Here is a 25,234-nt window from a genome sequence, read left to right on the forward strand (position 1 = left end):
GATCTATATTTTGATTTTGATAACTAGCATAATTGAATATATCTATAATAAATTAAAGTAGAAAGGTGAAGAAGATGGAAAAGATTAAATTAAGCAATACTTTAGAAATGTCTAGAATAGTTCATGGACATTGGAGACTTATGGATTGGAATTTAAGCAATAAAGAATTATTAAAATTAGTAGAAGAAGTTTATGAATTAGGCATAACGACAATAGATCATGCAGATATATATGGAAACTTTTGTTGTGAGGAAAAGTTTGGTGATGCATTAAATTTAAAAAAAGAATTAAGAGAAAAACTACAAATAGTAACTAAGTGTGGTATTAAATTCCCATCAATTAATAGACCAGAAAATAAATCACATTGTTATGATACAAGTAAAGAACATATAATAAAATCAGCCGAAAGATCTTTAAAAAACTTTAAAACAGATTATTTAGATCTTTTATTAATTCATAGAGTAGATGCGTTATTAAATCCAGAAGAAGTAGCAGAGGCATTTTCAAAATTAAAAAGTGAAGGGAAAGTAAGAAATTTTGGATTATCTAACTTTTTACCATCACAATTTAATATGTTAAATTCATATTTAGATGAAAAATTAGTAACAAATCAAATTGAAATATCTCCTTTAAATTTAGAGCATTTTGAAAATGGAACACTTGATTTAATGCTTGAAAAAAGAGTAAAGCCAATGGCATGGTCACCTCTTGCTGGAGGGAGAATATTTAATGGTGAGGATGAAGCAGCAATTAGAGTTAGAAAGGTTTTAAATAAAATAAAAGAAGAAGTTTCTGCAAATGATATTGATGAAGTTGTATATGCATGGATCCTAATGCATCCAAGTAAAATTATGCCTATAGTTGGGTCAGGTAATATAGATAGAATTAAATCAGCTGTTAGAGCAACTAAAATAAATCTTACAAGAGATCAATGGTTTGAAATTTATGTAGCAGGAAGAGGAGTAGATATTCCTTAAGCAATAAAATTTACAAATTAAAACAGGAGCTGTCGCATAATTAAATGGCTATATGCGACAACCCCTGTTATATTAAAGTTAAAAATTAAGTTCTAAAATCAAATTTATGAGAACATCTTTTACAGGTTACTACTATTTTGCCTTTTTTTCGAGGTAATCTTAATTTTTGACCACAACTTGGACATTTTGTTATTTTAAAGTTTTTCTTTTCATTTATCTTATTTTCTATTATTTTAAAAAGGAAAGTAAGATTATTTAAATCAAGTGGTGGCATATTGCTTGGAATTGTAAATCCAAGCTTTGATAGCGGTTTATTAATAAATGTAACAAAAGAATTAAGTTCTCTTCTTCTTTTATATATATCTTTAGAAAATACTCTAAAGATAGCAATTAAAAGTACGGCATAACCAATTATCCTTGTATAATGAGAAAAATTAAGTAATGAACTTAAAAATAATAAAACTAAAGTTAGTATATCTACTCCATATGTACCTTTTAAGAATCCCATTTAAACACCTCTATTATAATATATTAAATATATTATAATACAAAGAACTAGCTTCTTCAATTTATATGACATTATATATTATTGGGATTGTATTTTAGAAGCATATATAGTTAAATATATATAGCAATAAATCATGAGGTGAATATAAATGAAAGATAGAATTCCAAAAGATTATTTAGTTAGAATAACAAAAGCATCAACTTATTTCATTTTTAGGAATGGCCCAGTTAAAAAGTTATATGATGATGGTAAACTAGAAGATTCAGATATTAGGGAAATGCAAATATATATGCAAAATCATCTAGCATATTTATATAATGTTCTATTAGAAGAAAATGATTTAAAAAAGTTTGATTTGATTATTTCTACAATGGACAAGTTTTATATAAATGATTCTGAAGAGGTTGAGTTTGATGATGATGGATTTGATGATTTTTATAATAAATTATTCAATGAAGTTATGGAAACTATAAAGATTAAAAAATAGATTACAACCATATTTTAATAAAAACTTAAGCTTAGGAGTTATAATTAACTATAATTATTATAATAATATAACATCCTGGGGGGATTTTTATGTGGTTTTTCAACATTATTTTATATTTTAGTATATATAGTTTTCTTGGATGGGGTTGTGAAGTTATTTATTGTTCAATACTAGCTAAGAAGCTTATAAATCGAGGTTTTTTAAAAGGACCAGTGTGCCCTGTTTATGGGTTTGGTGCAATTTTTGTTATTTATATAATGAAATGGATGAGTATTGATTCTACAATTTTAGTGTTTATTTTTGGCGGTGTGATTGCTTCTATAATAGAGTTTATTGCAGATATTTTATTAGAATCTGTATTTCATACAAGGTTATGGAATTATTCAGATAGAAAATTTAATATTAAAGGTAGGGTTTGTTTACTAAATTCAAGTTTATTTGCAATTTTATCAGTTGTATTGATAAAGATACTTCATCCTTTTATATTAGGTATAGTAAGTAGTTTAAGTTCAATTACTATAATAATAGTATCGATTTTATGTATAGTGTTATTATTAATCGATGGTGTATTAACAGTTAAAGAAGTAATTAACTTAAATATAACTTTAAAAAATATGAATATTTTAGAGGAAATTAAGAAAGAGTTAAAATTAAAGAAACATAAAAGATTTATTCAAGCTTTTCCTCAATTAGAGCATAAAAAATATATGAAAGAATTAGGAAAGCTTAAAGAACTTATTAAAGAATCTATGAAAAATAGTAAAAAGGTATAACTTTTTTGTTATATGTAAAGATTTATTATTATGGAGGTGAAGCTATGTACATCGCATTTGGAAGAAAAGTGGTTGATACAGAGGAAGTAAAAAATGAAATTGAAAATAATTCAGAGTTTAAAGTAATTAAAGATATGAGTAAAGGGACAAAAAGAGAAGACACATTGGCTTTTAACTTAAGCATAGATATAAATACACTAAATGGAATTATTGAAGATGATTATAATATAGATGAGTTAAATGAAGATGAGCTTTTTGATGAATACATGAGTTTATCAGAAGAGTTAGCTACAGATATGGAAGATATCTTACCAGATGAAGCTATTATAGATATAAAAGCTTATAAATGGGATCCATCTGATAATGATATAAAGCTTATAATAGCAGCAACACATGAAGATACTGGTGAAGGTAAACTTAAAGATGTAATGAGAAGATTAATAACTCAATTAGAATAATAAAAAGTCGCCATATTTAAATTATGGTGACTTTTTAGCTTTAAGCTATAATTTTGTAATGTGAGAATAGCTTTATTATGAATTATTTTTTCTTTTTTGAGTTCTTTTTTGATGACTCTTTTTTGCTGTTTTTTTTATCTTTGGAGTCATTCTTTTTGTTTTGGTTGGATTTACTCATTGTATTCTCCTAAATAATTATTTAATTAATAATATTATCTTATCTTGTAGAATATACTGAAAATTTAATGAAAATAGAATTATAGCTATTAATCTTTCAAGTGGAGAAAGAAAACTGCATACATTAGATGAGTATATGGTAATAGATGATTTTGAGAAATTATCTAATTTAATACTAGAAATAATTAAAGCAAGTAAATAAAAAAATAAGGAGTAGTAACCTTAGTAAGGCACTGCTCCTTATTTAGTTTTATAGTAGGTAGCAATAAATTAGCACATTCCGCCACTACCACCGCCCATGTTTCCGCCACCACAAGCATTCATATTATTTTGAGTAGTTCCTTGAGAACTGTTTTGCTTGTAGTAATTAATTATTTCATTAGAGCGCATTCTTAAGGTGTTTAGGGTTTTAGCATATTCTTCATTTTCAGGATCAAGCTCTGTAGCAGTTACTATATGCTGAACTCCCATGTCAAACCAGCCTTTCTTAAAATAAACAAAGCCTTTTAAGTAATTCCATTCAGCAGAGTCTTTTAAATCTAAAAGATTTAATTTACTTTCAGCAATTGGAATATTATTATTATCAATAAGTGTTCTGATTTCTTTATATACTGCACCATTAATTAATACATCATAAGCCATATTAGCTTCGGAAAGAACTTCTTCAGCAAGTGGACGAGTTTGAAAATCTGGGTTATTAGTACCGTATTCATCTAATATGTTTTTATAAGCTTGTTTAATTTCTTCCTTGGAAGATTCTGGAGTAACCCCTAAAATTTTATATGGATCCAAAATAGTTTCACATCCTTCATATTTATATACTTATTATAAATATATAGTTAATCATGAAATTATGTTACAAATTAAGTTCGTCATAAATTTTAAATATATTTGGAAAGAAGACAATAATGTGATAAATTAATTTTATAAATATAAATAAAAAGGAGATAACAAATGACGAGATTTAAAAAAATATATATAGAAACAACTAATATCTGTAATTTAAGTTGTAATTTTTGCCCTAAAACAAGTAGACAATTAGGGTTTATGAGCGTAGAAAGCTTTGATGAAATAATAAATAAGATTAAGGGATATACTAATCATATTTACTTACATTTAATGGGTGAACCATTTTTAAATAAGAATTTAGAAACATTCCTAAAAATAGCAAAAGAAGAAGATTTAAAAGTAAATATAACAACAAATGGAACATTAATAAATAAAGTTAAAGATATAATAATAGACTCAAAAGCAGTAAGGCAAATAAATATATCATTACATAGTTTCGAAGCTAATGATAATGATATAGAATTTAATGAATATATAAATAATGTTTTAGATTTTATTAATGAATCTACTGAAAAAGGTGAAACAATTTGTGCTCTTAGACTTTGGAATATAGATACAGATGAATTAAAAGCAAATAATAATTTAAATTCACAAATAATAAAGTTAATAGAAGATAAATTAAACCTTGAATTTAACTTATTAGAAGCTTTAAAAGAAAAAAAGAGATTGAAGCTAAAGGATAAAGTATATTTAAATATGGCAGAAAAATTTAGTTGGCCAGATGCAAACTTATCATTAATAAGTGAAGATGTATTTTGTCATGGTCTTAGAGATCAAATTGGAATATTACTTGATGGAACGGTTGTGCCATGTTGTCTAGATAGCGAAGGAAAAATACCTTTAGGTAATATTTTTGAACAAAGTTTAGGAGATATAATAACATCTGAAAGAGCAAGAAATATATATGATGGATTTTCAAGAAGACGTGCAGTAGAAGATTTATGTAAAAGATGTGGATATGCAAAAAGAAATTTTAAATAATAGATGTTTGGAGTGATAAGGTGAAGTATGTTTATAATTTAGCAGTAAAAATGTCCATTTCAGCAACTGTATCATTAATACTTGCTAATTTATTAAATTTACAATTTTCAGCTGTTGCAGCTGTAATAGCAATTTTAAGTATTCAAGATACAAGAAAAAAAGCATTAATAGTTGGTAAAAATAGAGTAGTTGCTTGTGTAATAGCAATTTTATTATCAGTTTTAATATATGGTTTTATAGGACAAAATCCTATTACTTTTGCAATATTTCTTTTGATTTTTATACCAGTAACATCAAGATTAAATATATCTGAAGGAATGGTACCAGCTGTTGTATTATCAACTCATTTACTTATTGCAAATCCAATTAATTTTTATTGGGTGGTTAATGAAACTTTAATTATGATAGTTGGTGTTGGAGTAGCCTCTATAGCAAATTTATTTATGCCATCTCTCCAGTATAAATTTAATGAAGATAAGGAATATATAGAGAGAAATTATAGATTGATTTTGTCTAAAATGTCTAAGTCACTTGTAACTCATACTGTAGATATTGATGAGGAATTTCTAATGAAAGATTTAGAAATAAGGATAAATGAAAGCTGTGAAAGGGCTTATAAAATAGTAAACAATAGCTTTCTAAAAAGTGATTCTTATTATACTGATTATATGAATATGAGAAAAAATCAGTTTAATATAATAAAAAAGCTAAGATCTCATTTTGAAAAGTTTTATATGTCTTTTGAACAGACTCATATGATATCTAAGTTTACAAAAAGTGTTGCTGATCAAATTAAAGATACAAATGATTGTAAGGAGCTATTAGAAGAGCTAGAAATATTAAAAAATGATTTTAAAAAAATGGCATTGCCAAAGACAAGAGAAGAGTTTGAAAATAGAGCACAGCTTTTACAATTTTTAAACGATATGGAAGATTTACTAAATATGAAAAGGAATTTTGTTTTGAATTATAATTTGTTTATCAATAATAAGTAGAAATATCAAATTAAGTAAATATTTTACAACTATTAAGATGTGTTGTAAAATATTTATGGGAGATGATATTTATGGAAAATAATCAAATACTAGAATTAATAGATTTAAAAAAGAGTTTTGGAGAAAAACAAGTATTAAAGGGAATAGACCTCAAAATAAACAAGGGGACAATTATAGGATATATAGGACCAAATGGAGCAGGTAAAAGTACTACAGTTAAATTAATTATGGGACTAGTTACTGGATATACTGGAGAAATAAGAATATTTGGTGAAGATATATCTAATGGAGATGAGAGTTATAAAAGAAAATTAGGATATGTTCCTGAAGTACCTGAAATATATGATAGTTTAACAGGAAAAGAGTATCTTACTTTTATAGCGCAATTATATGAAATGGATTATGATAAAGCTGATGATAAGGCAAGAAAGCTTATGGACATATTAGGAATAGCAGATGTTTATGAAAAGAGAATTTCATCATATTCAAAAGGTATGAAGCAAAAGTTAATACTAATATCAAGCTTGCTTCATAATCCAGAAATATTATTTTTAGACGAGCCTTTAAGTGGGTTAGATGCTAATAGTGTAATGATTATTAAAGAGATACTTTCATATCTTGCAAAAGAAGGAAAAACAATTTTTTACTCATCTCATATAATGGAAGTAGTTGAAAAAATAAGTGATAGAATAATATTGATAAATAATGGTGAAATAGTTGCAGATGGAAATTTTGAAGAATTAAAGAGTAATTATAAGGAAAGTTCACTTGAAAGCATATTTAATGAAGTAACAGGATTCCACCAATATAAAGAATTAGCCGAAAACTTCATATCTGTAGTTAAAGAGGTATAGAAGTATGAAAGAGTTTAAAGTTATAAGATTATTAGATAGGCTTAGAGGGCTATATGAAAAAGCTGGAGTAGATTATGAGATTTTTAGAATAATACTTAAGGCTAAACTTACTATGGATGGTAGAAGGAAAGCAACTGTATTTAATAATGAAGCAAAAAAGAAAAATGGTGAGTCAAATGAGTTTTATAAAGCTTTAATAATATATGCTTTTATAGGATTATTCTTAGGATTAATGCTTATATTTAAAATGAATTTAATGTATCAAATGACAGTGTATTTTTCAGCCATAATGTTTATGATATTAACAATATTTATATCAGATTTTTCTTATGTAATTTTAGATGTGAGGGATAAAAATATTTTAGCAACAAGAGGGGTAAGTAGTAAAACTATAAATGCTGCAAAAATTACTCATGTTACTATTTATATAATTTATTTAACTCTATCATTGGTTGGAGTTTCACTTATAATATCTTTTAAGCAGGGAATAGGATACTTTCTAATCTTTCTTATTGAAATAATATTAATAGATATTTTCATGATTATTGTAACTGCATTGACGTATCTTTTAGTACTTAAGTTTTTTGATGGTGAAAAATTAAAGGATATGATAAATTTTGTTCAAATTGGATTAAGTATAGTTATGGTCTTAATATATCAAATTGTTCCAAGGTTATTTGGAGTTATAGATTTAAATAATATTACTTATAATAAACAGTTTTGGCACTTATTATTACCACCAATGTGGTTTGCTGCACCATTATCAATAATCGGTGGAGAAGGAATAACCATATATAAGATAGTTATGAGTGTACTAGCAATATTAATTCCTATAATATCTATATTAATTTATTTAAAGTTAACACCAACATTTGAAAAACATTTACAAAAGTTAAATAATAATAACGAAAAAGTCAATGAAAAAAGTAAGGGGTTAATAAGACTTGGCAAAATAATATGTAAAGATAGAGTTGAAAGAGCATTTTACAATTTTTCGATAGGAATAATTAATTCAGAAAGAGAATTTAAGCTTAAGGTTTATCCTAATGTTGCACTTGGAGTGATTTTTCCATTTCTTTTTATGGCAATAGGCTTCCAAGGAGAAAGTATAAGCAACATTAGAAATAGCTTAATTAATTCTAAGTTTTATCTATCAATATATTCTTTTGCTTTTATAATTCCTAATATACTAATGATGCTTAGGTATTCAGAAAAATATAATGGAGCATGGATATATGAGGTAGCACCAATAAAAAAGATATCTTCTATTTATAAAGGTGTCATCAAGGGAGCTTTATTTAAGCTTATAATACCTCCATATATTATTATATCTATAATATTTATAATTGTTTTTTCGTCTAGTGTAATAAAACATCTTATAGTAGCTTTTTTAGCTCTAATTTTAATCACAATATTAAATTTTTTAATTATGAAAAAGGAGTACCCATTTTCAACAAAGTTTGAGGGAGCTAATAATACTGGAGAAAGTTTAATAGCAGTTTTTCTTTCGATTATGTTAATACTTTTAGCTATAGGTATACATTATGTAGCAAGTCTTTTTAATATAGGAATACTAATTTATGGAGTGATTTTTTTGCTTTTGGATATTTGCCTATGGAAAGTTTCATTTAATGTTTCGAAAAAGAAATTAAGGGGATAAAAGATATAAATAAAATCATTTAGATAACTCTAAGTGATTTTATTTTGTTTTTAGTATATAATATATTTCAAAGATAAATGAAAATTTTAAGGAGATAAATTATGGCAAAAGTTATAGTTGTTGGAGCTGGACCTGCAGGGATAATGGCATCATTATCAGCTTCAAAAAATAATGAAGTTATTCTAATTGAAAGAAATAGTGAAATAGGTAAGAAGTTAAAGCTTACTGGTGGTGGAAGATGTAATATAACAAATAATAGAGATATAGAAGAATTTTTCGATAAAATAGTTACAAATAAGAAGTTTTTATATAGTGCACTTTATACTTTTCCTAATACTACTTTATTAGAATACTTTTCTAATAATAATTTAGAATATAAGGTTGAATACGATCAAAAGGTATTTACAAAAAGTGATAAAGCTGATGAAGTTATAGAAATATTTAAGAGAGATCTTATGAAAAGCGATGTTAAAGTTTTATATAACACTAAAGTAAATGATTTTATTGTTGAAGATGAAATTATTAAAGGTGTAATCACAGAAGAGGGAAAAAGAATATATGCAGATAGTGTTATTGTAACTACTGGTGGGAAAAGTCATCCAACTACAGGATCTGATGGTAGTATGTATGATATATTAGAAAAGTATGGACATACAATAAATCCATTATATCCAGCGTTAATTCCACTTGTAACAAAAGAAGGGTTTGTTAAAAATCTTCAAGGTGTATCAATGAAAGAAGTAGTTATAAGTACTACTATAAAAAAGAAAAAAATACAACGACAAGGAGATATGATATTCACTCATTTTGGAATATCTGGACCAGGTGTTTTAAAATTCTCATCGTACATAAATAAAATTTTAAAGGAAAAAGAAGTTGAAATAAAACTAGATTTTTTACCTGAAATATCTAAGGATGAGTTATCAAAAATAATTAGATCTAATCCAAATAAAAGTTTACTAAATAATTTAAAAGTATATTTACCTCAAAACTTTATAAAAGAAGTACTTAATATTTTAAATTTAAATGAAGTAAATATTCATGAAATGAAAAAAGAGGATGAATTAAAGCTTATAGAATATATAAAAGAAATGCCTTTAACTGTTGAGGATACTATCACAATAAAAGCTGCTATGGTTACTAGTGGAGGCGTTAGTGTAAAAGAAATAAATTCATCTACTATGGAATCTAAAAAAATTAAAAATTTATTCTTTGCTGGTGAAGTTATAGATATAGATGCGGAAACAGGAGGATATAATCTTCAAATGGCATTTTCAACTGGATATTTAGCAGGAACTAGTATTGATAATTAAAAAAACTTCAAATTTAAAGAAGTTTTATCATTAATAAAGTATTGTTTAAATTAAAAAAAGCTGAGAAACTCAGCTTTTTTTAGTTTGGAAGTGGTTGATATGTGCTCCTGTCTAGATATTCATTAATAACTAATTCACCATTTGAATTATATCCATATAGATAAGTGTCAGCACTTAGTGGTCCTAAAGGTACTGATACTGGTTCATATGTTATACCGCCCTTTACTGATTCATTTGACCAAAATTCAATAGTTAAATTACCATTTCCAGCATAAGTATTTACTACTACTGGATATTCAAAATTGTTAACAAATTTTAAATCAATTAGATTATCAGCTAATGTAGCGTCAAGGCCTATAGGAACATATGAAACTTTCATCATATGGTTAAGTCTTTCAGAAGGTATTATTCCTGCTCTTAACATAGTATTGTAAAGAGTTGAAGCAACTTGACATACACCGCCGCCTATACCAGGAACTACTTGTCCATTAACATAAGTATTAGCAGCTACGAAGCCATTTTCTATAGTAGTTGGACCTATTGCTTTTTCTGTAGAAAAAGTTTCACCAGGCATTACTATAATATTATCAATATTCCTTGCAGCAAGTTGAAGGTTTGTACCACTAGGGCCAGCTGAATAACTTGTTGAAAAAGCTGAAATTTTATTGTTTACATTACTTAAAGCACTAGCTTTAATATTAGCTTCAACAACATCAACGTTTCCAGTTACTTCTACTACATTTGGAGCTTTCATGTCTTTTATTTGAGATTTAATTTTATCTATTAAGTCAGCAGAATTTAATTTAAGTCCAGTTGAATCATTTGATATATTTATTGCTCCTCCAGAAATATCTATAGAAGCATTTATAGGACTAACATCTACAGCTGTAGATATACTAGATACAAATGAAGTTAATTTTTCATCATTAAAAAGAACCTCAAATTCATATTCTCTATTTTCTGGTTTTCTTAATAATTTTATTTTTTCAAAGAAACCTTCATTTTTTCCAAAACTTAAAATTTCATTTTCAAGTTCTTCATAGTTAATAGTTGCTTCTAGATCTTTATAAGAAATCTCAAAACTTTGTTCCTTCGCTTCAACATTTACTTTTTTGTTACTTATATCTTCAACTAAAGAAATAAGTGTAGTGTGTAAATCGTTATTATTTAACCCTGCTAAATCTTTATTTAGTATATAAGCACCAGGATAAACTTTATCTGCATAGTTATTTATTAATTTAGTACTTGAGATAATCCAATAACCAAGAATGGAAACTAGAATCAAAAATACTAGAAGTATGAATTTCCATGATTTTAAAATAGAAACTATACTTTTTTTATCAGTTTGTACCACTTCCTTAGGTGTTTCAGTATTAAGATTATTATTGCTCATAAATACCAACTTTCTATATAGTTACTTTATCATTTTCATGATATATATAGTTTACCGCGAAGAAATAATAATTTCAAGAATTTGTGGAAAAAATTACTAAAAATTATGGATTTTATATTATTTAATAATATAAATAAAGATTTAACTAAAATGATCGAAAGTAAATTATATGTTAATAAGTTAATATTAAATAATATTAAATAGTAATGATAAATTTTTCATATAAATTTCAATAAATAATTATAAGATTAATAGAGCCTTTAGTGATTATTATTTTATAATTAAGTTTGTATTTTATTGGCTTATAAAAATTAATTTTAAATAAAATGGGGATAGTATAAATTTTGAAATTATTATAAAAAGTATATATATTTACAAAAAGTTACTAAATGATTAAAATTATAACATAGCTAATGTAAAATAATAATTAGGGGGCAAACAATGAAAAAGAGAAGGTTAAGAAAAAGTAATAAGCATTATAAGAAAGGAAAGTCAAAAAAAATTAAGAAAAGGACAAGTACTATAGGTAAAAAGATTTTTAGTATTACAGTAACTGTAACAGTAATAGCGATGATAATACTGTTAACTATTAATATACTAATGTTTAGTAGATTGCTGAATTCAATTGAAAAAGATATATTAGCTAGGGGGAAAAATATTAAAGGAAGTATATCTACAGGGGATATTAGTGCTGTAATGCAAGATAAAATAACAGGAAGTTATGACTATAAAAAGTTAAAAAACGATTTATCCAATGCAAAAAGCAATGAAAATATTACATATGCAGCTATTTTAACTAAAGTTAACAACGAAAATGCTGAAATTATGGTAGATACAGAAAATAATATGCTTAATTTTGGTAAGAAAATAATATTAAATGATGAATTACATAAAGTTTTTGATGGAGAGGTTATATCAATTGAAGTAAAAGAGAAAAAAAACACTCTAATAAAATCATATTATCCAATTAAGGGGATTAGTGGGAGTGTTGATGCTATATTAGAGGTAAGTGACGATATTACACAAATTATAAATGTAAAAAAAGTAATACTTATTCAACTTGGTATATTAGCAATAATATTAATTATTGTTTACAGTATAGTATCATATGCTTTATCAAGGAGTATTAATAGAAATGTAAAAAAAGTCATAGATGGACTTGTGACAATTTCTGAGGGAGATTTAACTAAAGTAGTAGAAGTCAATAGTAATGATGAAATTAAGTTAATAGCTGAGTATATAAATATATTGAAAGAAAAAATTTCTAAAATGATAAACCAAATAATAATTTTATCAAATAAAGAAATTATTAATATAGAAAAGTTATCTAACTCAAGTAAGGAAATGGCAGCAGCTTCAGAAGAAGTTACAGCTACAATTCAAGAAGTTGATTCAAATATTTATATTCAAAACGAAGATACCAAAGAAATAAGCAGCTTACTCAATGGATTTGGAATATCAATTCAAGAAGTTAAAGAATTAATTAATGAAACTAATTATTTACTAACTAATGTAAATAATCAATTAAGTGGGAATAAAGAAGATTTAATAATGCTACAGAATTCAAAGATTGATATACAAAATTCTTCATCATATATGAATGATGAATTAAAAAAGTTATATTATTCATTAGAAAAAATAAAGAATATAGCTATTTTTATAGATTCAATAGCAGATCAAACTAATTTATTAGCATTAAATGCATCCATTGAAGCAGCAAGGGTTGGTGAAGCTGGAAAGGGATTTGCAGTTGTAGCAAATGAAATAAGAAAACTTGCAGAAGAGGTTAAAAGTTCATCTCTTGATATTGATAAGCTACTAACAGATGTAATAAAAGAAGGTAATGAGGTAAAAGAAACTTCAAATGTTATGAATTTTAAGTTAGAAAAGCAATATGGTGTAATAGATAGCTCTATATTATCTTTTAAAGATATAGTAGATAAAATCATTGAAATAGTTCCTAAAATGACAGATGTAAATAATAAAATGGATAAAGTATCATCAGAGAAAAATACTATTATAGATTCAATAGAGAAATCAAGGATATTATTAGATGAAATATCACATTCTTCAGAAGAAATAAAAACTTTTTCAAGAGAATTAAGTATTATGGCTCAAGGAGTTGCAGAAGTCGGTGAAGAGTTAAATAATAATTCTAATGAAAAAAATATTGAAATCAATAAGTTTAGGATAAATTAAATTAAGTTTTAGGGATATATGCAATGTATATTATGTACTTTTATGCTTTTTATTAGAAAGTAAGAAATTTAGAATACTCATATTAATAAAACATAAATAACATTTTAATGGATTTAGATATGCAATATAAAAGGATAAAATAATATTATAAGATTTCAGATTGAAGGAGTGATATTATGAAGGCGGAAAACAAAATTCTTAAGTTTTCAGCAATTGGTGGATTGTTCTTCGCTGTCTTAGGTATTGCATGGGGATGAGCTATACACTCGGAAATGATAGCTTTTGATGGATTATACTCATTTGTAAGTCTAGGACTAGCAGTATTTGCAATTATTACTACTAATTTTATTAATAAAAGTGATTTTAAAAATTATCCTTTTGGAAAGGCAACATTAGAGCCAATTCTAGTTATTATTAAATCATTAGTACTTTTAATAATGTGTGTAATAACTATGTTTTCTTCGATAAAGCAAGTTTTAAATGGTGGAAATGATGTTGAGGCAGGTTTTGCGTTAGGATATGCATTAATTTCATCCGTTGGATGTACTGTAGTTTATTTATACATGAGAAAATCATCAAAGAATCTTAATTCCGAGATAGTTAAAGTTGAAAGTAGCCAATGGCTTATGGATTCTATGTTAAGTATAGGAGTGTTGGTAGGATTTTTAATTACAATTATTTTAAAGTATATTGGATTAGAAAATTTAGCAAGTTATGTTGATCCAGGAATGGTTATTTTAAGTTCAATAATATTCTTGAAAATGCCTATAACTTCTATAATAGAAGCTTTCAGAGAAATAACAAACTCTACAGCTGATGATCAAATAAACTATGACATAAGTTTATTAGTAAAAGAAATTGAAGAGGAATATAACTTAGAAGAGTCTATAGCAAGAGTAGCAAAAGTAGGAAGAGAACTTAGAATAGAAATTGATTTTATAGTATCTAAAGATTCGAAAATAAAGTCTATAGATGATATGGATAAAGTAAGAGAAATAATAGATAAAAATACAAACCATTTTGATTTGAAAAAGTGGATGAATGTATCATTTACTAAAAATAAAAAATGGGCTATATAAAAACTACCCTAGAATTTATCTAGGGTAGTTTTTTGTATAAATATTTTACTAATTAATAAAAATATGGTATTTTAAAAGTATATTTATAATTTTATCTAAGGAAAAGTCGGTGAGGGTATAATGGTAACTGAGAAATATTCTTCTGAGAATGTAAAAGAAATTATTGATGGCGTAATAGAAGAGATTAATATAGGGAAATCTAAAATCTTTCATATAGCAGATACTATGAGAGATGAATTAGAAATTAAAAAGAAAGAACTTAAGGCTGTTAAGAGTGGACTTTCTAAAGTTATTGATGAAGTAGATTATTTAGAAAAAATTGATAAAGCAATGAGAAATAAATTAGTAGAGGAATCAAAAAAATTATCTCAGGTTGATTCTGATTTGTTTAAAGATATATATGAAGAAGCGTTAGATATTAGAGTAAGATATATAACAAAACAAAATGAAGAAAAAGAGCTAATTTTAAAAAGAGATATTTTAGAAAGAACCTTGAAAAATTATAGCTTAAGTATAGAAGAGGCACAAGGAGCGGTTAATCAAATTAATATAGCATTAGGATATCTAGAAGGTAATGTTTTAGATATAATAAAAGACCAAGATGAAAAGTCTCAAATGATAACTGGAATAAAGATATTGGAAAATCAGGAGTTAGAAAGGCAAAGAATAGCAAGAGAAATACATGATGGACCAGCTCAATACATTGCAAATGTATTGATGCGCGTGGATTTTTGTAAAGTAGTAGTTAAAAAAGACCTTGAAAAAGGAATAAATGAATTAGATGATTTGAAATCCAATATAAGAATGGCATTAAAAGAAGTAAGAGGTATAATTTATGATTTAAGGCCTCTACACTTAGAAGAACTTGGGTTAATGGAAGCTATAAAAGATATGATAAATATTATATCAGCAGAAGCTAACATAAAAATAGATATTAATGTTGATGAGTCAAACTATGAAGTAGAAAAAATAATGCAGATTGCTATATATAGGATTATACAGGAAATATTAAATAATATTAAAAAACATTCCAAAGCAAAATATGTTTACTTAAGAATTAATTATATTAAAGATTATATATATATTTATCTTCAAGATGATGGTATAGGTTTTGATGTGCAAGAAACTTTAATAAATACTAAACAAAAAGGAAATCGTTATGGATTGATTGGTATATTTGAAAGGGTAGAACAATTAAGAGGGAAAATAGAAGTAAAATCTTCAAAAGGTGAAGGAACTATATATAAAATAAAACTTCCAATAAACAGAAAGGTAATAAAAAATGATTAATGATAAAATTAGGGTTATAGTAGTAGATGATCATGATTTGATAAGAGAAGGATTAAATAGAATAATAAGTTTTGAAGAAGATTTAATAATATGTGGAGAGTTTAGAAATGGTGAAGAGCTACTTAATAACATAAAAGAGTATGATCCAGATGTTATATTGTTAGACATAAATATGCCTGGAAAAAATGGAATAGAAACTTTAAAAATATTAAAGATATTATATCCTAATATTAAAATAGTTATGCTAACTGTAGAAAATGATAGAAAGACTATAATGGAGTCAATAGATATTGGTGCAGATGCATATATATTAAAAGAATCAGCAGGAAGTGAAATTGTAAATGCTATAAGAAATGTGTATTTAGATGAAAAGTATATAGACAAGTCTCTAATAAAAGCTATGTTTTTAGATATTAAAAATGATGTTATGTGGAAAAATAAAGAAATAGAATCTTTGAAATTACTAACAAATAGAGAATTAAATATACTATATGAGATTTCGAAAGGGTTAAAAAATAAGGAAATTGCAGAGAAGTTATTTTTATCAGAAAAGACAGTGAAAAATTATATTACAAGCATATTTAAAAAAATTGAAGTAGAAGATAGAGTCCAAGCTACTATATATGCTTTAAGGAATAATGTGGCAGATTTTTACAATGATAAATTAAATAATGAAAATAAAATGTTAAAAAAATGACGAAAAATGATATTTGGTTTACGTTTTCAAAAGGAAGTTCAATAATAAGTAGATATTATAAATAATGTGTTGCTGATTAATAAAATATGCTATTTTATTAATAAAATAAACCGATATTAAATATATATGTAAAAAAATATGACGATATGTAATAAAACGTTAATTTATGTTATATAAATAAATGAATTTATCATATAAATAAAGGATAATAATTTAACAGTATTGTTGAAAAAAAAACAAAGTCAGTATAGAATTATCTTGTAAATATCATTTTAGGGGGATAAATTTTATGATATCAAAAAAATTAATTGCTGTATGTTTATTATCAACTGCATTATTAGTTGGATGTGGAAGTAAAGAGGCTTCAACTTCAAATAATAATAGCTCAAGCTCAACAGAAAAAAGTGAGAAATTCACAGGAACAAAAAAATATGAAACATTATATGACGCAACTGGAGCAAAAGGTGACGTTATAGTAACTGAAGTTGAATTTAAAGAGGGGGAACCGGTAAAGGTTTCACTAGATGTTCGTCAAGAAGATGGAACAATGAAAAAAGAAGAAGCTAAAAAAGGTAATTATGTAATGAAAGAAGGCGAAGCTAAAAACTGGGGAGAACAAATGGAGTTATTAGAAGCTTTCTTGAACGAAAACAAAGTTGATGTATCTAAAGTAAAATTAACTAATGATGCTGGAAATACAGACGCAGTATCAGGAGTATCAATTAAGGTTGGAGCTTATGTAAATGCAGTTAAAGAAGTTATAGATGCAGTTAAAGAAGGTAAGGAATTAGAAACTGGATTCACTGGAGCTAAAATAGCTGAAACTCCATATGATTCAACTGGAGAGAAAAAAGATATGGTAGTTACAAAAGTTGTATTTAACCATGGAAAACCAGTTGGAGTTAATATAGATGTTAAACAAGAAGACGGTTCAATGAAGAAAAAAGCTTCTGAAGAAGGTAAATATGTAATGAAGGAAGGCGAAGCTAAACACTGGCATGAACAAATGGGATTATTAGAAAAGTTCATGGTTGAGAATAATTTCGATCTTTCAAAAATAAAATTAACTAATGATGATGGAAATACAGATGCAGTATCAGGAGTTTCAATTAAGGTTGGAACTTATGTAAAAGCTGTACAAGATGTTTTAGATTCAGTTAAGTAAAAATTTTTAGCCACCTATTTTGGGTGGCTTTTTTGTTTTATAGTATAAATTTTTTATTATAATAGAGTTTTAAATTTACTAAAATACTATCAATTAAACTTGGGGGAGTTAAATATAAATTACATTTAAGTTTATATAGATGTAATTATAAAACATTTAAATGAAAGATATTAAGTTATAACACAAATTAATAATATATAAATTGTATCAAAATACAAAATATTAAATATATGTAAACTAAATGAATATATTTGTTGACTGAATAGTATAGTCATAGTAGAATGATCTGGAAATATTTTCTTTATTAATAAAGGTAGGTGAGTATATGATAAAAGTTGAAAATTTAAGTAAGGAATTTAAAAGTAATAAAAAGTATCCAGGATTTAAAGGTGCTATAAAATCATTTTTTTCTAGGGAATATATAGTCAAGAAAGCTGTTGATAATATTAGTTTTGAAATAGAAGATGGGGAAATTGTTGGATATATAGGGGCAAATGGTGCAGGTAAGTCTACGACTATAAAAATGATGACAGGAATTTTAACTCCATCATCTGGAACTATTTCTATAAATGGGTTAATTCCATATGAAAATAGAGAAAAAAACGCTAAGGATATAGGAGTTGTTTTTGGACAAAGGACACAATTGTGGTGGGATTTGCCTCTTTCTGAAACCTTTTCTTTATTAAAAGATATTTATGATGTAAATGATAACGATTTTAAAGAAAGGATGGAATTTTTAAATGAAGTTTTAGAAATAAATGAGTTTATCCTTAGTCCAGTAAGAACATTATCTCTTGGTCAAAGGATGAGGGCTGATTTAGCAGCAGCATTATTACATAATCCTAGAATTATATATCTAGATGAGCCAACAATAGGATTAGATGTAGTTGTAAAAGAAAAAGTTAGAAGTGCAATAAAAGAAATTAACAAGAAATATGGGACTACAGTCATTCTTACAACTCATGATTTAAATGATATAGAAGAATTATGTAATAGAATCATTATAATAGATAATGGAACAAAGATATATGATGGGAGCTTAAAAGATATTAAAGATAACTATGGATACATAACAACTATAGAGGCTCAAGTTAAGAGTTTAAAGGGATATGAAAACTTTGATATTAATAATGAAATGAATATTAGTAAAGAAAATTTAGAAATGAAGGCTTTAGACAATAAAATTATTGTTAGATTTAATAGAAACTTTACAAACCAAGCGGAAATAATATCTAAAATAATATCTAAATTTAATGTTTTAGATTTTTCAATTTTTGAGACAAGTATTGAAGACATTATAAAGAAGATATATAGAAAAGAGGTGTAAATATTGAAGTCTTTTTTTGACATAAAATCATATTTAACCTTTACAAAGAATACATTTCAAAAAAATCTGTCATATAGAGCAAATGCTATAATATTCTTTATAGGAGAACTAATGTTATTATTTGTAACTTTTTATTTGTGGAAGGCTATATATAGAAGCTCTGACAGTATGATTATAAAAGGATTTAGCTTAAATGAGATGATAGTTTATGTACTTATTTCATTTATAACAGCTATAATTGTAAATGCGGATATAGTTTATCTAATAAGTGGAGAAGTTAAGGATGGGTCAATAGCTATAAATTTAATTAGACCAATAAACTTCAGAAAAAGAATGTTTTTTGAATCACTAGGAAATTTAATGTATAACTTTATAGTAGTATTTTTTATAGGTTTTGTAGTAGTTACTATATTACAGTTTAGCTATAGTGGAAAAATTTCTATGGTAAATACAATTTTATATTTAATCAGTATTTTTGCAGGATTTCTTATTAATTTTTGTTATAGTTATATGTTTGGATTATTATCTTTTAAAATAACAAATATGTGGGGATTAACACAAATTATGAATGCTATATCACAATTGCTATCTGGAGCATTAATACCAATAGTATTTTTCCCAAGCTGGATGCAAGGAATTTTTAATTTTCTTCCTTTTAGCTCTATGATATATACACCTAGTATGATATATCTAGGAAAACTAACTAATATTGAAATTATTAAGGCAATATCTATTCAATTTTTGTGGGTAATAATACTTATGATTATTGGTAGGCAGATGTGGAAGGCATTAATAAAAGAATTAACTATATTAGGAGGATAAAATGGTTAAATATATAAAATTATATTCGAAATTTCTTAAGCAATATATAAAGACCCTAATGGAATATAGGATTGATTTTGTATTAGGGTTGATTGGGTTTATTTTGATTCAACTAGCTGGTGTTGTATTTATTAAATTAATTTTTAGCGTTATTCCAACATTAGATGGATGGGGTTTTTATGAAATTTTATTTATTTATGGATTTGCACAAATACCTAGGGGAATAGATCATATATTTACCGATTATTTATGGATATTCAGTTGGAAAACCATAGTTAAAGGCGAATTCGATAAATATTTATTGAGACCTATAAATCCATTATTTCAAGTTATATCAGAAAGTGTTCAGCTAGATGGTTTAGGAGAAGTTATAATAGGGTTTATTTTACTAGTAACAGCATCAATAAATTTAAATATTTCTTATAATCCAATGAAAATACTAGAATTTATTTTTGTAACCATGTGTGCAACTTTAATATATACTTCAATAAAACTTGCAACATCATCTATAGCATTTTGGGTTAAATTTTCACAATCATATATGTCTATGGCATATTCAATAAGTACCTTTGCAAAATATCCTATAAGCATTTATCCAAGTGCGATAAAATTTATATTAACATTTATTATCCCCTTTGCTTTTACAGGATATTATCCAGGTGCATATTTTATTGGAAAAGGAAATGAATTAACTGGAATTATTTTACCGTTTATTGTTAGTTTGGTAGCTATAACATTATCATATAAAATATGGTTAAAAGGTATTAGCGTATATGAAAGTGCTGGAAGTTAAATGATAGACATATGTATACTAAAAGGTATATATATGTCTTTTTATTTTAATAATAAATGGTGATAACAATAAATATTAGTATTCTTTTTATAAGACGCATCAATATTATATTATTTACAAAATAACATAAATTTGCATTTTTAATGAGAATTATTATTGACATTACAAATAAAAATAGTATAATAACATTATACCACACCCCTGGGGGGTGGTTATAGGAGGGATTAATATGAAAGAAGAAAAAGTTAAGATATCAGGTATGACATGTACTGCATGTGCAAGCAGAGTTGAAAGAGTAATAAATAAGCTTGAAGGAGTAGATAATGCAAGTGTAAATTTTGCTACCGAAACTTTGAGTGTTAAATATGACAATGAGAAAGTAAATAGCTCGGACATTGAAAAAGCTATAGAAAAAGCAGGCTATGGAGTTGAAAAAAATACTAAGAATTATAGTTTTAAGGTTGAAGGAATGACTTGTTCAGCTTGTGCAAATAGAGTTGAAAGGGTGACTAAAAAGGCAGATGGAGTTATAAACTCGTCAGTAAATTTTGCTACAGAAAAATTAAATATAACTTTTGATGAAAATAAAATATCTATTAATGATTTAAAAAATATCGTAGAAAAAGCAGGATATAAATTAATAGTAGAAGAAAAGAAAGAAAGTGAAGTAAATAAAATTCCAGCGCATAAAAAGCTTTGGTATAGATTTATTTTATCAATAGTATTTACGATACCTTTATTAATAATATCCATGGGTCATATGGTAGGAATGCATTTACCTAATATTATAGATCCTATGATGAATCCATTAAATTTTGCAATAATTCAACTTGTATTAACCTTACCAGTTATGATAGTAGGATATAAGTTTTATTTAATAGGATTTAAGAATTTATTTAAATTAAGTCCTAATATGGATTCATTAATAGCTATAGGGACATCAGCGGCAGTTATTTATGGTTTATTTGCTATATATAAAATAAATATTGGTGATCATGAATATGCAATGCATTTATATTTTGAATCAGCAGCAGTAATACTTGCATTAATAACTTTAGGCAAGTATTTAGAAGCTGTATCAAAGGGAAAAACTTCAGATGCTATTAAGAAACTCATGGGATTAGCTCCTAAGACTGCAAATATTATTAGAGATGGCAAAGAACTTACTATTCCTATTGAAGAGGTAAAAGTTTCAGATATTGTAATTGTAAAGCCAGGTGAAAAGTTGCCTGTTGATGGAGAAGTTATAGAAGGAAATACATCAATAGATGAATCTATGCTTACAGGAGAAAGTATTCCAGTTGAAAAGAGTGTAGGAAGTAAGGTAATTGGTGCAAGTATTAATAAAACAGGATTTATAAAATATAGAGCTACTAAAGTTGGAGATGATACAGCACTTGCTCAAATAATTAAATTAGTCGAAGATGCTCAAGGAACAAAAGCACCAATAGCAAAACTTGCTGATGTAATAGCAGCTTATTTTGTACCAACAGTAATAGGATTAGCTATTATAGCAGCCTTAGCTTGGTATATATCTGGTGAGTCAGCTGTATTTTCTCTAACTATATTTATAGCAGTTTTAGTTATAGCATGTCCTTGCGCTTTAGGATTAGCAACACCTACGGCAATTATGGTAGGAACAGGGAAAGGTGCTGAAAATGGAGTTCTTATAAAAGGTGGAGAAGCTCTAGAAACTGCATATAAAATAGAAACTATTGTTTTTGATAAAACTGGAACTATAACAGAAGGAAAGCCAAAGGTAACAAATATAATTAGCAAAGATATAAGTGAAATAGATATTTTAGCATTAGCAGCCAGTGCAGAAAAAGGTTCAGAGCATCCATTAGGAGAAGCTATAGTAAGAGCTGCAGAAGAAAAAAATATTATGTTGAAGAAGATTGAAGAATTTAAAGCTATACCAGGTCATGGGATAGAAGTAAAAATAGAAGGCAGTATTATTGCCTTAGGTAATAAGAAGCTAATGACAGAAAGAGGAATAGAATTAGGTGACTTACATGATAAATCTAATAAGTTAGCAGAAGAAGGAAAAACTCCTATGTTTTTAGCTATAGATAATCAAATAAAAGGAATTGTAGCAGTTGCAGATACAGTTAAAGAAAATAGTAAAAAAGCTATAGAAGCTATCCATAATATGGGGATAAAAGTAGCAATGATAACTGGTGATAATGAAAAAACAGCAAGAGCCATTGCAAAAGAAGTAGGAATAGACATTGTCTTAGCAGAAGTGTTACCTGAAGATAAGGCGAGTGAAGTTAAAAAATTACAAAGCGAAAATAAAAAAGTAGCAATGGTTGGAGATGGAATAAATGATGCTCCAGCATTAGTTCAAGCTGATGTAGGAATAGCAATAGGATCAGGAACAGATGTAGCTATAGAATCTGCAGATATTGTATTAATGAAGAGTGATTTAGTAGACGTTATAAAAGCAATTCAGTTGAGTAAAGCGACTATAAATAATATAAAACAAAATTTATTCTGGGCATTTGCATATAACGTGTTAGGAATACCAGTAGCAATGGGAGTACTTCATATTTTCGGAGGTCCATTATTAAATCCTATGATAGCAGCTGGTGCCATGAGCTTAAGTTCTGTATCAGTATTATTAAATGCATTAAGACTTAGAAAATTTAAAGCAAACATTTAGTTTGTGTCGAATGTCCTTGACATATGTTGAAATTTTGATAAAATTAAGATGTAAATTAAATATTTGTAGATAGAGGTTGCAATAATTAATAGTAATATTAATGAGGTAAGCACGATGATTTAATATGAAAGGAATTATTGCCGAAGTTTATAATTTTGCTTAAGGATTTTAAACTGGTTTTGTATAAAATATATGCAAAGCTGTCACAATAATTTGTGGAGAGCTATCTTTGTGTTTGTTTAAAGTTTGCAATAAATACGAGCCCAAAGAGAAATCTTTGGGCTTATTTTTTTAGGAGAAAAGTATGGAAAAGAAGCATATGAAAAAGGAAATTACTTTATTTATGGCTACTATGCTTGTGTGTGGAAATATGATAGGCTCAGGTGTATTTATGTTACCAGCAACATTAGCAGATGTATCTGGCCCACTAGCAACAATGATTGCTTGGATAATAACGACAATTGGATCAATATTGATAGCTATATCCTTTGCTAATTTAGGATCTAAATATCCATCTACAGGTGGAGCTTATCAATATACAAAAGAAGCTTTTGGAGAATTTGCAGGCTTTTTAAGTGCTTGGTTATATTGGAATGGTTCATGGATTGGTAATGCAGCTATAATAGTAGCATTAGCTAGTTATAGTGCAGCAATAATTCCGGCTCTTAACAATCCATTAGCTTCAATAATATATACTAGCTCAATATTATGGATATTTACAATTATAAATATAGTGGGTGTTAAGAAAGCTGGAAAGATACAGTCATTTGTAACAGTATTTAAAATTGTATTTTTTGGATTATTTGTAGTAGTAGCCTTTTTAAATTTTGATAGTGCTAATTTCTTACCATTGATGCCGGATGGGAAAGGTCTTGAATCAGTTCCTCTTGCTGCCACTTCTACTTTGTGGGCTTTTGTTGGATTAGAAAGTGCAACTGTAACTGCAGGTGAAATTAGTAACCCAGAAAAGAATGTAAGAAAAAGTACAATTTATGGAATGATAATTTCAGCAATAATATATATTTTAATAAGTGTAGCTAGTATGGGAGCAATGCCTAATGGAGAGCTATCTACAAGTTCTGCACCTCTTACTGATATATTAACTAAGATTTTAGGTTCTGCAATAGGAAAACCTCTAGCGATATCAGTAGTTATATGTATTTTAGGTACAACTATTGGTTGGTTATTATCAACTGCAAGAGTTGCCTATGCTGCAGGAGAAGATGGCGTATTTCCTAAGGGATTGGGGAAACTACATCCTAAATATTCAACACCTTCAAATGCTTTAATAATAGGCTCAGTACTTGTAAATATATTACTTATAATGAATTATCAAAAAAGTATGGTTTCAGCATTTACTTTTATAACTATACTTGCTACATTAGCATTTTTGCCAGTATATCTTTTAACTGCATGTGCAGAAATTATGCTTATGTTTAAAGGTGAAAAAGATATAACGTTAAAAATTTTCTTGAAGAAATCTTTTGTTCCTTTATTAGCATTTATATATACAATGTGGACTATATATGGTTCAGGAGCTGAAATAGTAATGTGGGGATTTATACTTATGTTACTTGGGGTTCCATTTTACATATACAATCATCATAAAAATAAAAAAACATTATAAACAAAACTAAAAATAGTAAAAATAAGCTTATTCTTATAAAAAATAAGGATAAGCTTTATTTTTATCTTCAAAAAATTTTGCTACTGTAAAAAAAATAATTATATGTTAGAATTAATAAGATATAAAAGTTTACATAAAGGTGATG

At 26.5% G+C, this 25,234-nt stretch carries 22 protein-coding genes and 1 riboswitch; of the genes, 19 read left to right on the forward strand and 3 right to left on the reverse strand.

The genetic code is table 11. The annotated features are described in order from the left end of the window. The first annotated feature begins 74 nt into the window (after positions 1-74). Positions 75-977: an aldo/keto reductase family oxidoreductase gene (locus I2A75_RS09950; protein ID WP_195264317.1), complete on the forward strand. Its 903-nt coding sequence runs from the start codon at positions 75-77 to the stop codon at positions 975-977. An 85-nt stretch (positions 978-1,062) separates the two neighbouring features. Here I2A75_RS09950 and I2A75_RS09955 read toward each other — a convergent pair whose 3' ends face one another. Further along, on the reverse strand, positions 1,063-1,485 hold the full coding sequence (locus I2A75_RS09955) for a hypothetical protein (RefSeq protein ID WP_195264318.1): 423 nt from the start codon (positions 1,483-1,485) through the stop codon (positions 1,063-1,065). A 148-nt stretch (positions 1,486-1,633) separates the two neighbouring features. Here I2A75_RS09955 and I2A75_RS09960 point away from each other — a divergent pair, with 148 nt between their 5' ends. The 3 genes from I2A75_RS09960 (at position 1,634) to I2A75_RS09970 (ending at position 3,203) form a co-directional block, all read left to right on the forward strand. Next, positions 1,634-1,972, forward strand: a complete 339-nt coding sequence (locus I2A75_RS09960) for a hypothetical protein (protein ID WP_195264319.1) — start codon at positions 1,634-1,636, stop codon at positions 1,970-1,972. 89 nt (positions 1,973-2,061) lie between these two features. After that, the gene (locus tag I2A75_RS09965) at positions 2,062-2,745 is read left to right on the forward strand and encodes a putative ABC transporter permease (protein WP_195264320.1); all 684 of its coding nucleotides are present in this window, start codon (positions 2,062-2,064) and stop codon (positions 2,743-2,745) included. Positions 2,746-2,789: 44 nt separating this feature from the next. Further along, a complete protein-coding gene (locus I2A75_RS09970; protein ID WP_195264321.1) occupies positions 2,790-3,203 on the forward strand; it encodes a hypothetical protein in 414 nt (137 codons plus the stop codon). A gap of 447 nt (positions 3,204-3,650) precedes the next feature. On the opposite strand, the gene I2A75_RS09975 is transcribed toward I2A75_RS09970, so the two are convergent. After that, positions 3,651-4,172, reverse strand: a complete 522-nt coding sequence (locus I2A75_RS09975) for a J domain-containing protein (protein ID WP_195264322.1) — start codon at positions 4,170-4,172, stop codon at positions 3,651-3,653. 162 nt (positions 4,173-4,334) lie between these two features. Between I2A75_RS09975 and I2A75_RS09980 the strand changes: the two genes are divergently transcribed. The 5 genes from I2A75_RS09980 (at position 4,335) to I2A75_RS10000 (ending at position 10,032) form a co-directional block, all read left to right on the forward strand. Next, positions 4,335-5,210, forward strand: a complete 876-nt coding sequence (locus I2A75_RS09980) for a radical SAM protein (protein ID WP_195264323.1) — start codon at positions 4,335-4,337, stop codon at positions 5,208-5,210. A 20-nt stretch (positions 5,211-5,230) separates the two neighbouring features. Then, positions 5,231-6,205 (forward strand): aromatic acid exporter family protein, encoded by a 975-nt coding sequence (locus tag I2A75_RS09985; protein WP_195264324.1) that lies wholly within the window; start codon positions 5,231-5,233, stop codon positions 6,203-6,205. 71 nt (positions 6,206-6,276) lie between these two features. Further along, positions 6,277-7,059, forward strand: a complete 783-nt coding sequence (locus I2A75_RS09990; protein WP_195264325.1) for an ABC transporter ATP-binding protein — start codon at positions 6,277-6,279, stop codon at positions 7,057-7,059. A gap of 4 nt (positions 7,060-7,063) precedes the next feature. Next, positions 7,064-8,719 carry a hypothetical protein gene (locus tag I2A75_RS09995; protein ID WP_195264326.1) on the forward strand — a complete coding sequence of 552 codons (1,656 nt, stop codon included), beginning with the start codon at positions 7,064-7,066 and terminating at the stop codon, positions 8,717-8,719. Positions 8,720-8,820: 101 nt separating this feature from the next. Next, entirely contained in the window at positions 8,821-10,032 is a 1,212-nt protein-coding gene (locus I2A75_RS10000; RefSeq protein ID WP_195264327.1) for an NAD(P)/FAD-dependent oxidoreductase, read from the forward strand. Positions 10,033-10,111: 79 nt separating this feature from the next. On the opposite strand, the gene I2A75_RS10005 is transcribed toward I2A75_RS10000, so the two are convergent. Next, on the reverse strand, positions 10,112-11,425 hold the full coding sequence (locus I2A75_RS10005) for a VanW family protein (RefSeq protein WP_195264328.1): 1,314 nt from the start codon (positions 11,423-11,425) through the stop codon (positions 10,112-10,114). Positions 11,426-11,866: 441 nt separating this feature from the next. Here I2A75_RS10005 and I2A75_RS10010 point away from each other — a divergent pair, with 441 nt between their 5' ends. The 10 genes from I2A75_RS10010 (at position 11,867) to I2A75_RS10055 (ending at position 25,089) form a co-directional block, all read left to right on the forward strand. Beyond that, positions 11,867-13,624, forward strand: coding sequence for a methyl-accepting chemotaxis protein (locus I2A75_RS10010; RefSeq protein WP_195264329.1), 1,758 nt, complete (start codon positions 11,867-11,869; stop codon positions 13,622-13,624). A gap of 272 nt (positions 13,625-13,896) precedes the next feature. Further along, on the forward strand, positions 13,897-14,703 hold the full coding sequence (locus tag I2A75_RS10015; RefSeq protein ID WP_195264330.1) for a cation transporter: 807 nt from the start codon (positions 13,897-13,899) through the stop codon (positions 14,701-14,703). Between the two features lie 120 nt (positions 14,704-14,823). Continuing rightward, positions 14,824-15,993, forward strand: a complete 1,170-nt coding sequence (locus I2A75_RS10020) for a sensor histidine kinase (RefSeq protein ID WP_195264331.1) — start codon at positions 14,824-14,826, stop codon at positions 15,991-15,993. Then, positions 15,986-16,690 (forward strand): response regulator transcription factor, encoded by a 705-nt coding sequence (locus I2A75_RS10025; protein ID WP_195264332.1) that lies wholly within the window; start codon positions 15,986-15,988, stop codon positions 16,688-16,690. Before I2A75_RS10020 ends, I2A75_RS10025 begins: the two co-directional genes overlap by 8 nt. Positions 16,691-16,979: 289 nt before the next feature. Continuing rightward, positions 16,980-17,855: a hypothetical protein gene (locus I2A75_RS10030; RefSeq protein ID WP_195264333.1), complete on the forward strand. Its 876-nt coding sequence runs from the start codon at positions 16,980-16,982 to the stop codon at positions 17,853-17,855. Between the two features lie 325 nt (positions 17,856-18,180). Further along, the gene (locus I2A75_RS10035; RefSeq protein WP_195264334.1) at positions 18,181-19,182 is read left to right on the forward strand and encodes an ATP-binding cassette domain-containing protein; all 1,002 of its coding nucleotides are present in this window, start codon (positions 18,181-18,183) and stop codon (positions 19,180-19,182) included. Positions 19,183-19,185: 3 nt separating this feature from the next. Continuing rightward, entirely contained in the window at positions 19,186-20,004 is an 819-nt protein-coding gene (locus I2A75_RS10040; RefSeq protein ID WP_195264335.1) for an ABC-2 family transporter protein, read from the forward strand. Position 20,005: 1 nt separating this feature from the next. Then, complete coding sequence (locus tag I2A75_RS10045) at positions 20,006-20,797, forward strand: ABC-2 family transporter protein (RefSeq protein WP_195264336.1); 792 nt, start codon at positions 20,006-20,008, stop codon at positions 20,795-20,797. Between the two features lie 229 nt (positions 20,798-21,026). Continuing rightward, positions 21,027-23,462, forward strand: a complete 2,436-nt coding sequence (locus I2A75_RS10050) for a copper-translocating P-type ATPase (protein WP_195264337.1) — start codon at positions 21,027-21,029, stop codon at positions 23,460-23,462. A gap of 62 nt (positions 23,463-23,524) precedes the next feature. Further along, positions 23,525-23,696: riboswitch (Lysine riboswitch) on the forward strand. 70 nt (positions 23,697-23,766) lie between these two features. Continuing rightward, complete coding sequence (locus I2A75_RS10055) at positions 23,767-25,089, forward strand: amino acid permease (protein ID WP_195264338.1); 1,323 nt, start codon at positions 23,767-23,769, stop codon at positions 25,087-25,089. The last annotated feature ends 145 nt before the right edge of the window (positions 25,090-25,234 follow it).

Source organism: Clostridium sp. 1001275B_160808_H3 (assembly GCF_015550425.1).
GTDB lineage: Bacteria > Bacillota > Clostridia > Clostridiales > Clostridiaceae > Clostridium.

Bases quoted from the DNA above. Each gene is read 5' to 3' on its own strand.
- I2A75_RS09950 (WP_195264317.1), top strand. From the start codon at position 75: ATGGAAAAGATTAAATTAAGCAATACTTTAGAAATGTCTAGAATAGTT.
- I2A75_RS09955 (WP_195264318.1), bottom strand. From the start codon at position 1,485: ATGGGATTCTTAAAAGGTACATATGGAGTAGATATACTAACTTTAGTT.
- I2A75_RS09960 (WP_195264319.1), top strand. From the start codon at position 1,634: ATGAAAGATAGAATTCCAAAAGATTATTTAGTTAGAATAACAAAAGCA.
- I2A75_RS09965 (WP_195264320.1), top strand. From the start codon at position 2,062: ATGTGGTTTTTCAACATTATTTTATATTTTAGTATATATAGTTTTCTT.
- I2A75_RS09970 (WP_195264321.1), top strand. From the start codon at position 2,790: ATGTACATCGCATTTGGAAGAAAAGTGGTTGATACAGAGGAAGTAAAA.
- I2A75_RS09980 (WP_195264323.1), top strand. From the start codon at position 4,335: ATGACGAGATTTAAAAAAATATATATAGAAACAACTAATATCTGTAAT.
- I2A75_RS09990 (WP_195264325.1), top strand. From the start codon at position 6,277: ATGGAAAATAATCAAATACTAGAATTAATAGATTTAAAAAAGAGTTTT.
- I2A75_RS09995 (WP_195264326.1), top strand. From the start codon at position 7,064: ATGAAAGAGTTTAAAGTTATAAGATTATTAGATAGGCTTAGAGGGCTA.
- I2A75_RS10000 (WP_195264327.1), top strand. From the start codon at position 8,821: ATGGCAAAAGTTATAGTTGTTGGAGCTGGACCTGCAGGGATAATGGCA.
- I2A75_RS10005 (WP_195264328.1), bottom strand. From the start codon at position 11,425: ATGAGCAATAATAATCTTAATACTGAAACACCTAAGGAAGTGGTACAA.
- I2A75_RS10010 (WP_195264329.1), top strand. From the start codon at position 11,867: ATGAAAAAGAGAAGGTTAAGAAAAAGTAATAAGCATTATAAGAAAGGA.
- I2A75_RS10015 (WP_195264330.1), top strand. From the start codon at position 13,897: ATGATAGCTTTTGATGGATTATACTCATTTGTAAGTCTAGGACTAGCA.
- I2A75_RS10020 (WP_195264331.1), top strand. From the start codon at position 14,824: ATGGTAACTGAGAAATATTCTTCTGAGAATGTAAAAGAAATTATTGAT.
- I2A75_RS10025 (WP_195264332.1), top strand. From the start codon at position 15,986: ATGATTAATGATAAAATTAGGGTTATAGTAGTAGATGATCATGATTTG.
- I2A75_RS10030 (WP_195264333.1), top strand. From the start codon at position 16,980: ATGATATCAAAAAAATTAATTGCTGTATGTTTATTATCAACTGCATTA.
- I2A75_RS10035 (WP_195264334.1), top strand. From the start codon at position 18,181: ATGATAAAAGTTGAAAATTTAAGTAAGGAATTTAAAAGTAATAAAAAG.
- I2A75_RS10045 (WP_195264336.1), top strand. From the start codon at position 20,006: ATGGTTAAATATATAAAATTATATTCGAAATTTCTTAAGCAATATATA.
- I2A75_RS10050 (WP_195264337.1), top strand. From the start codon at position 21,027: ATGAAAGAAGAAAAAGTTAAGATATCAGGTATGACATGTACTGCATGT.
- I2A75_RS10055 (WP_195264338.1), top strand. From the start codon at position 23,767: ATGGAAAAGAAGCATATGAAAAAGGAAATTACTTTATTTATGGCTACT.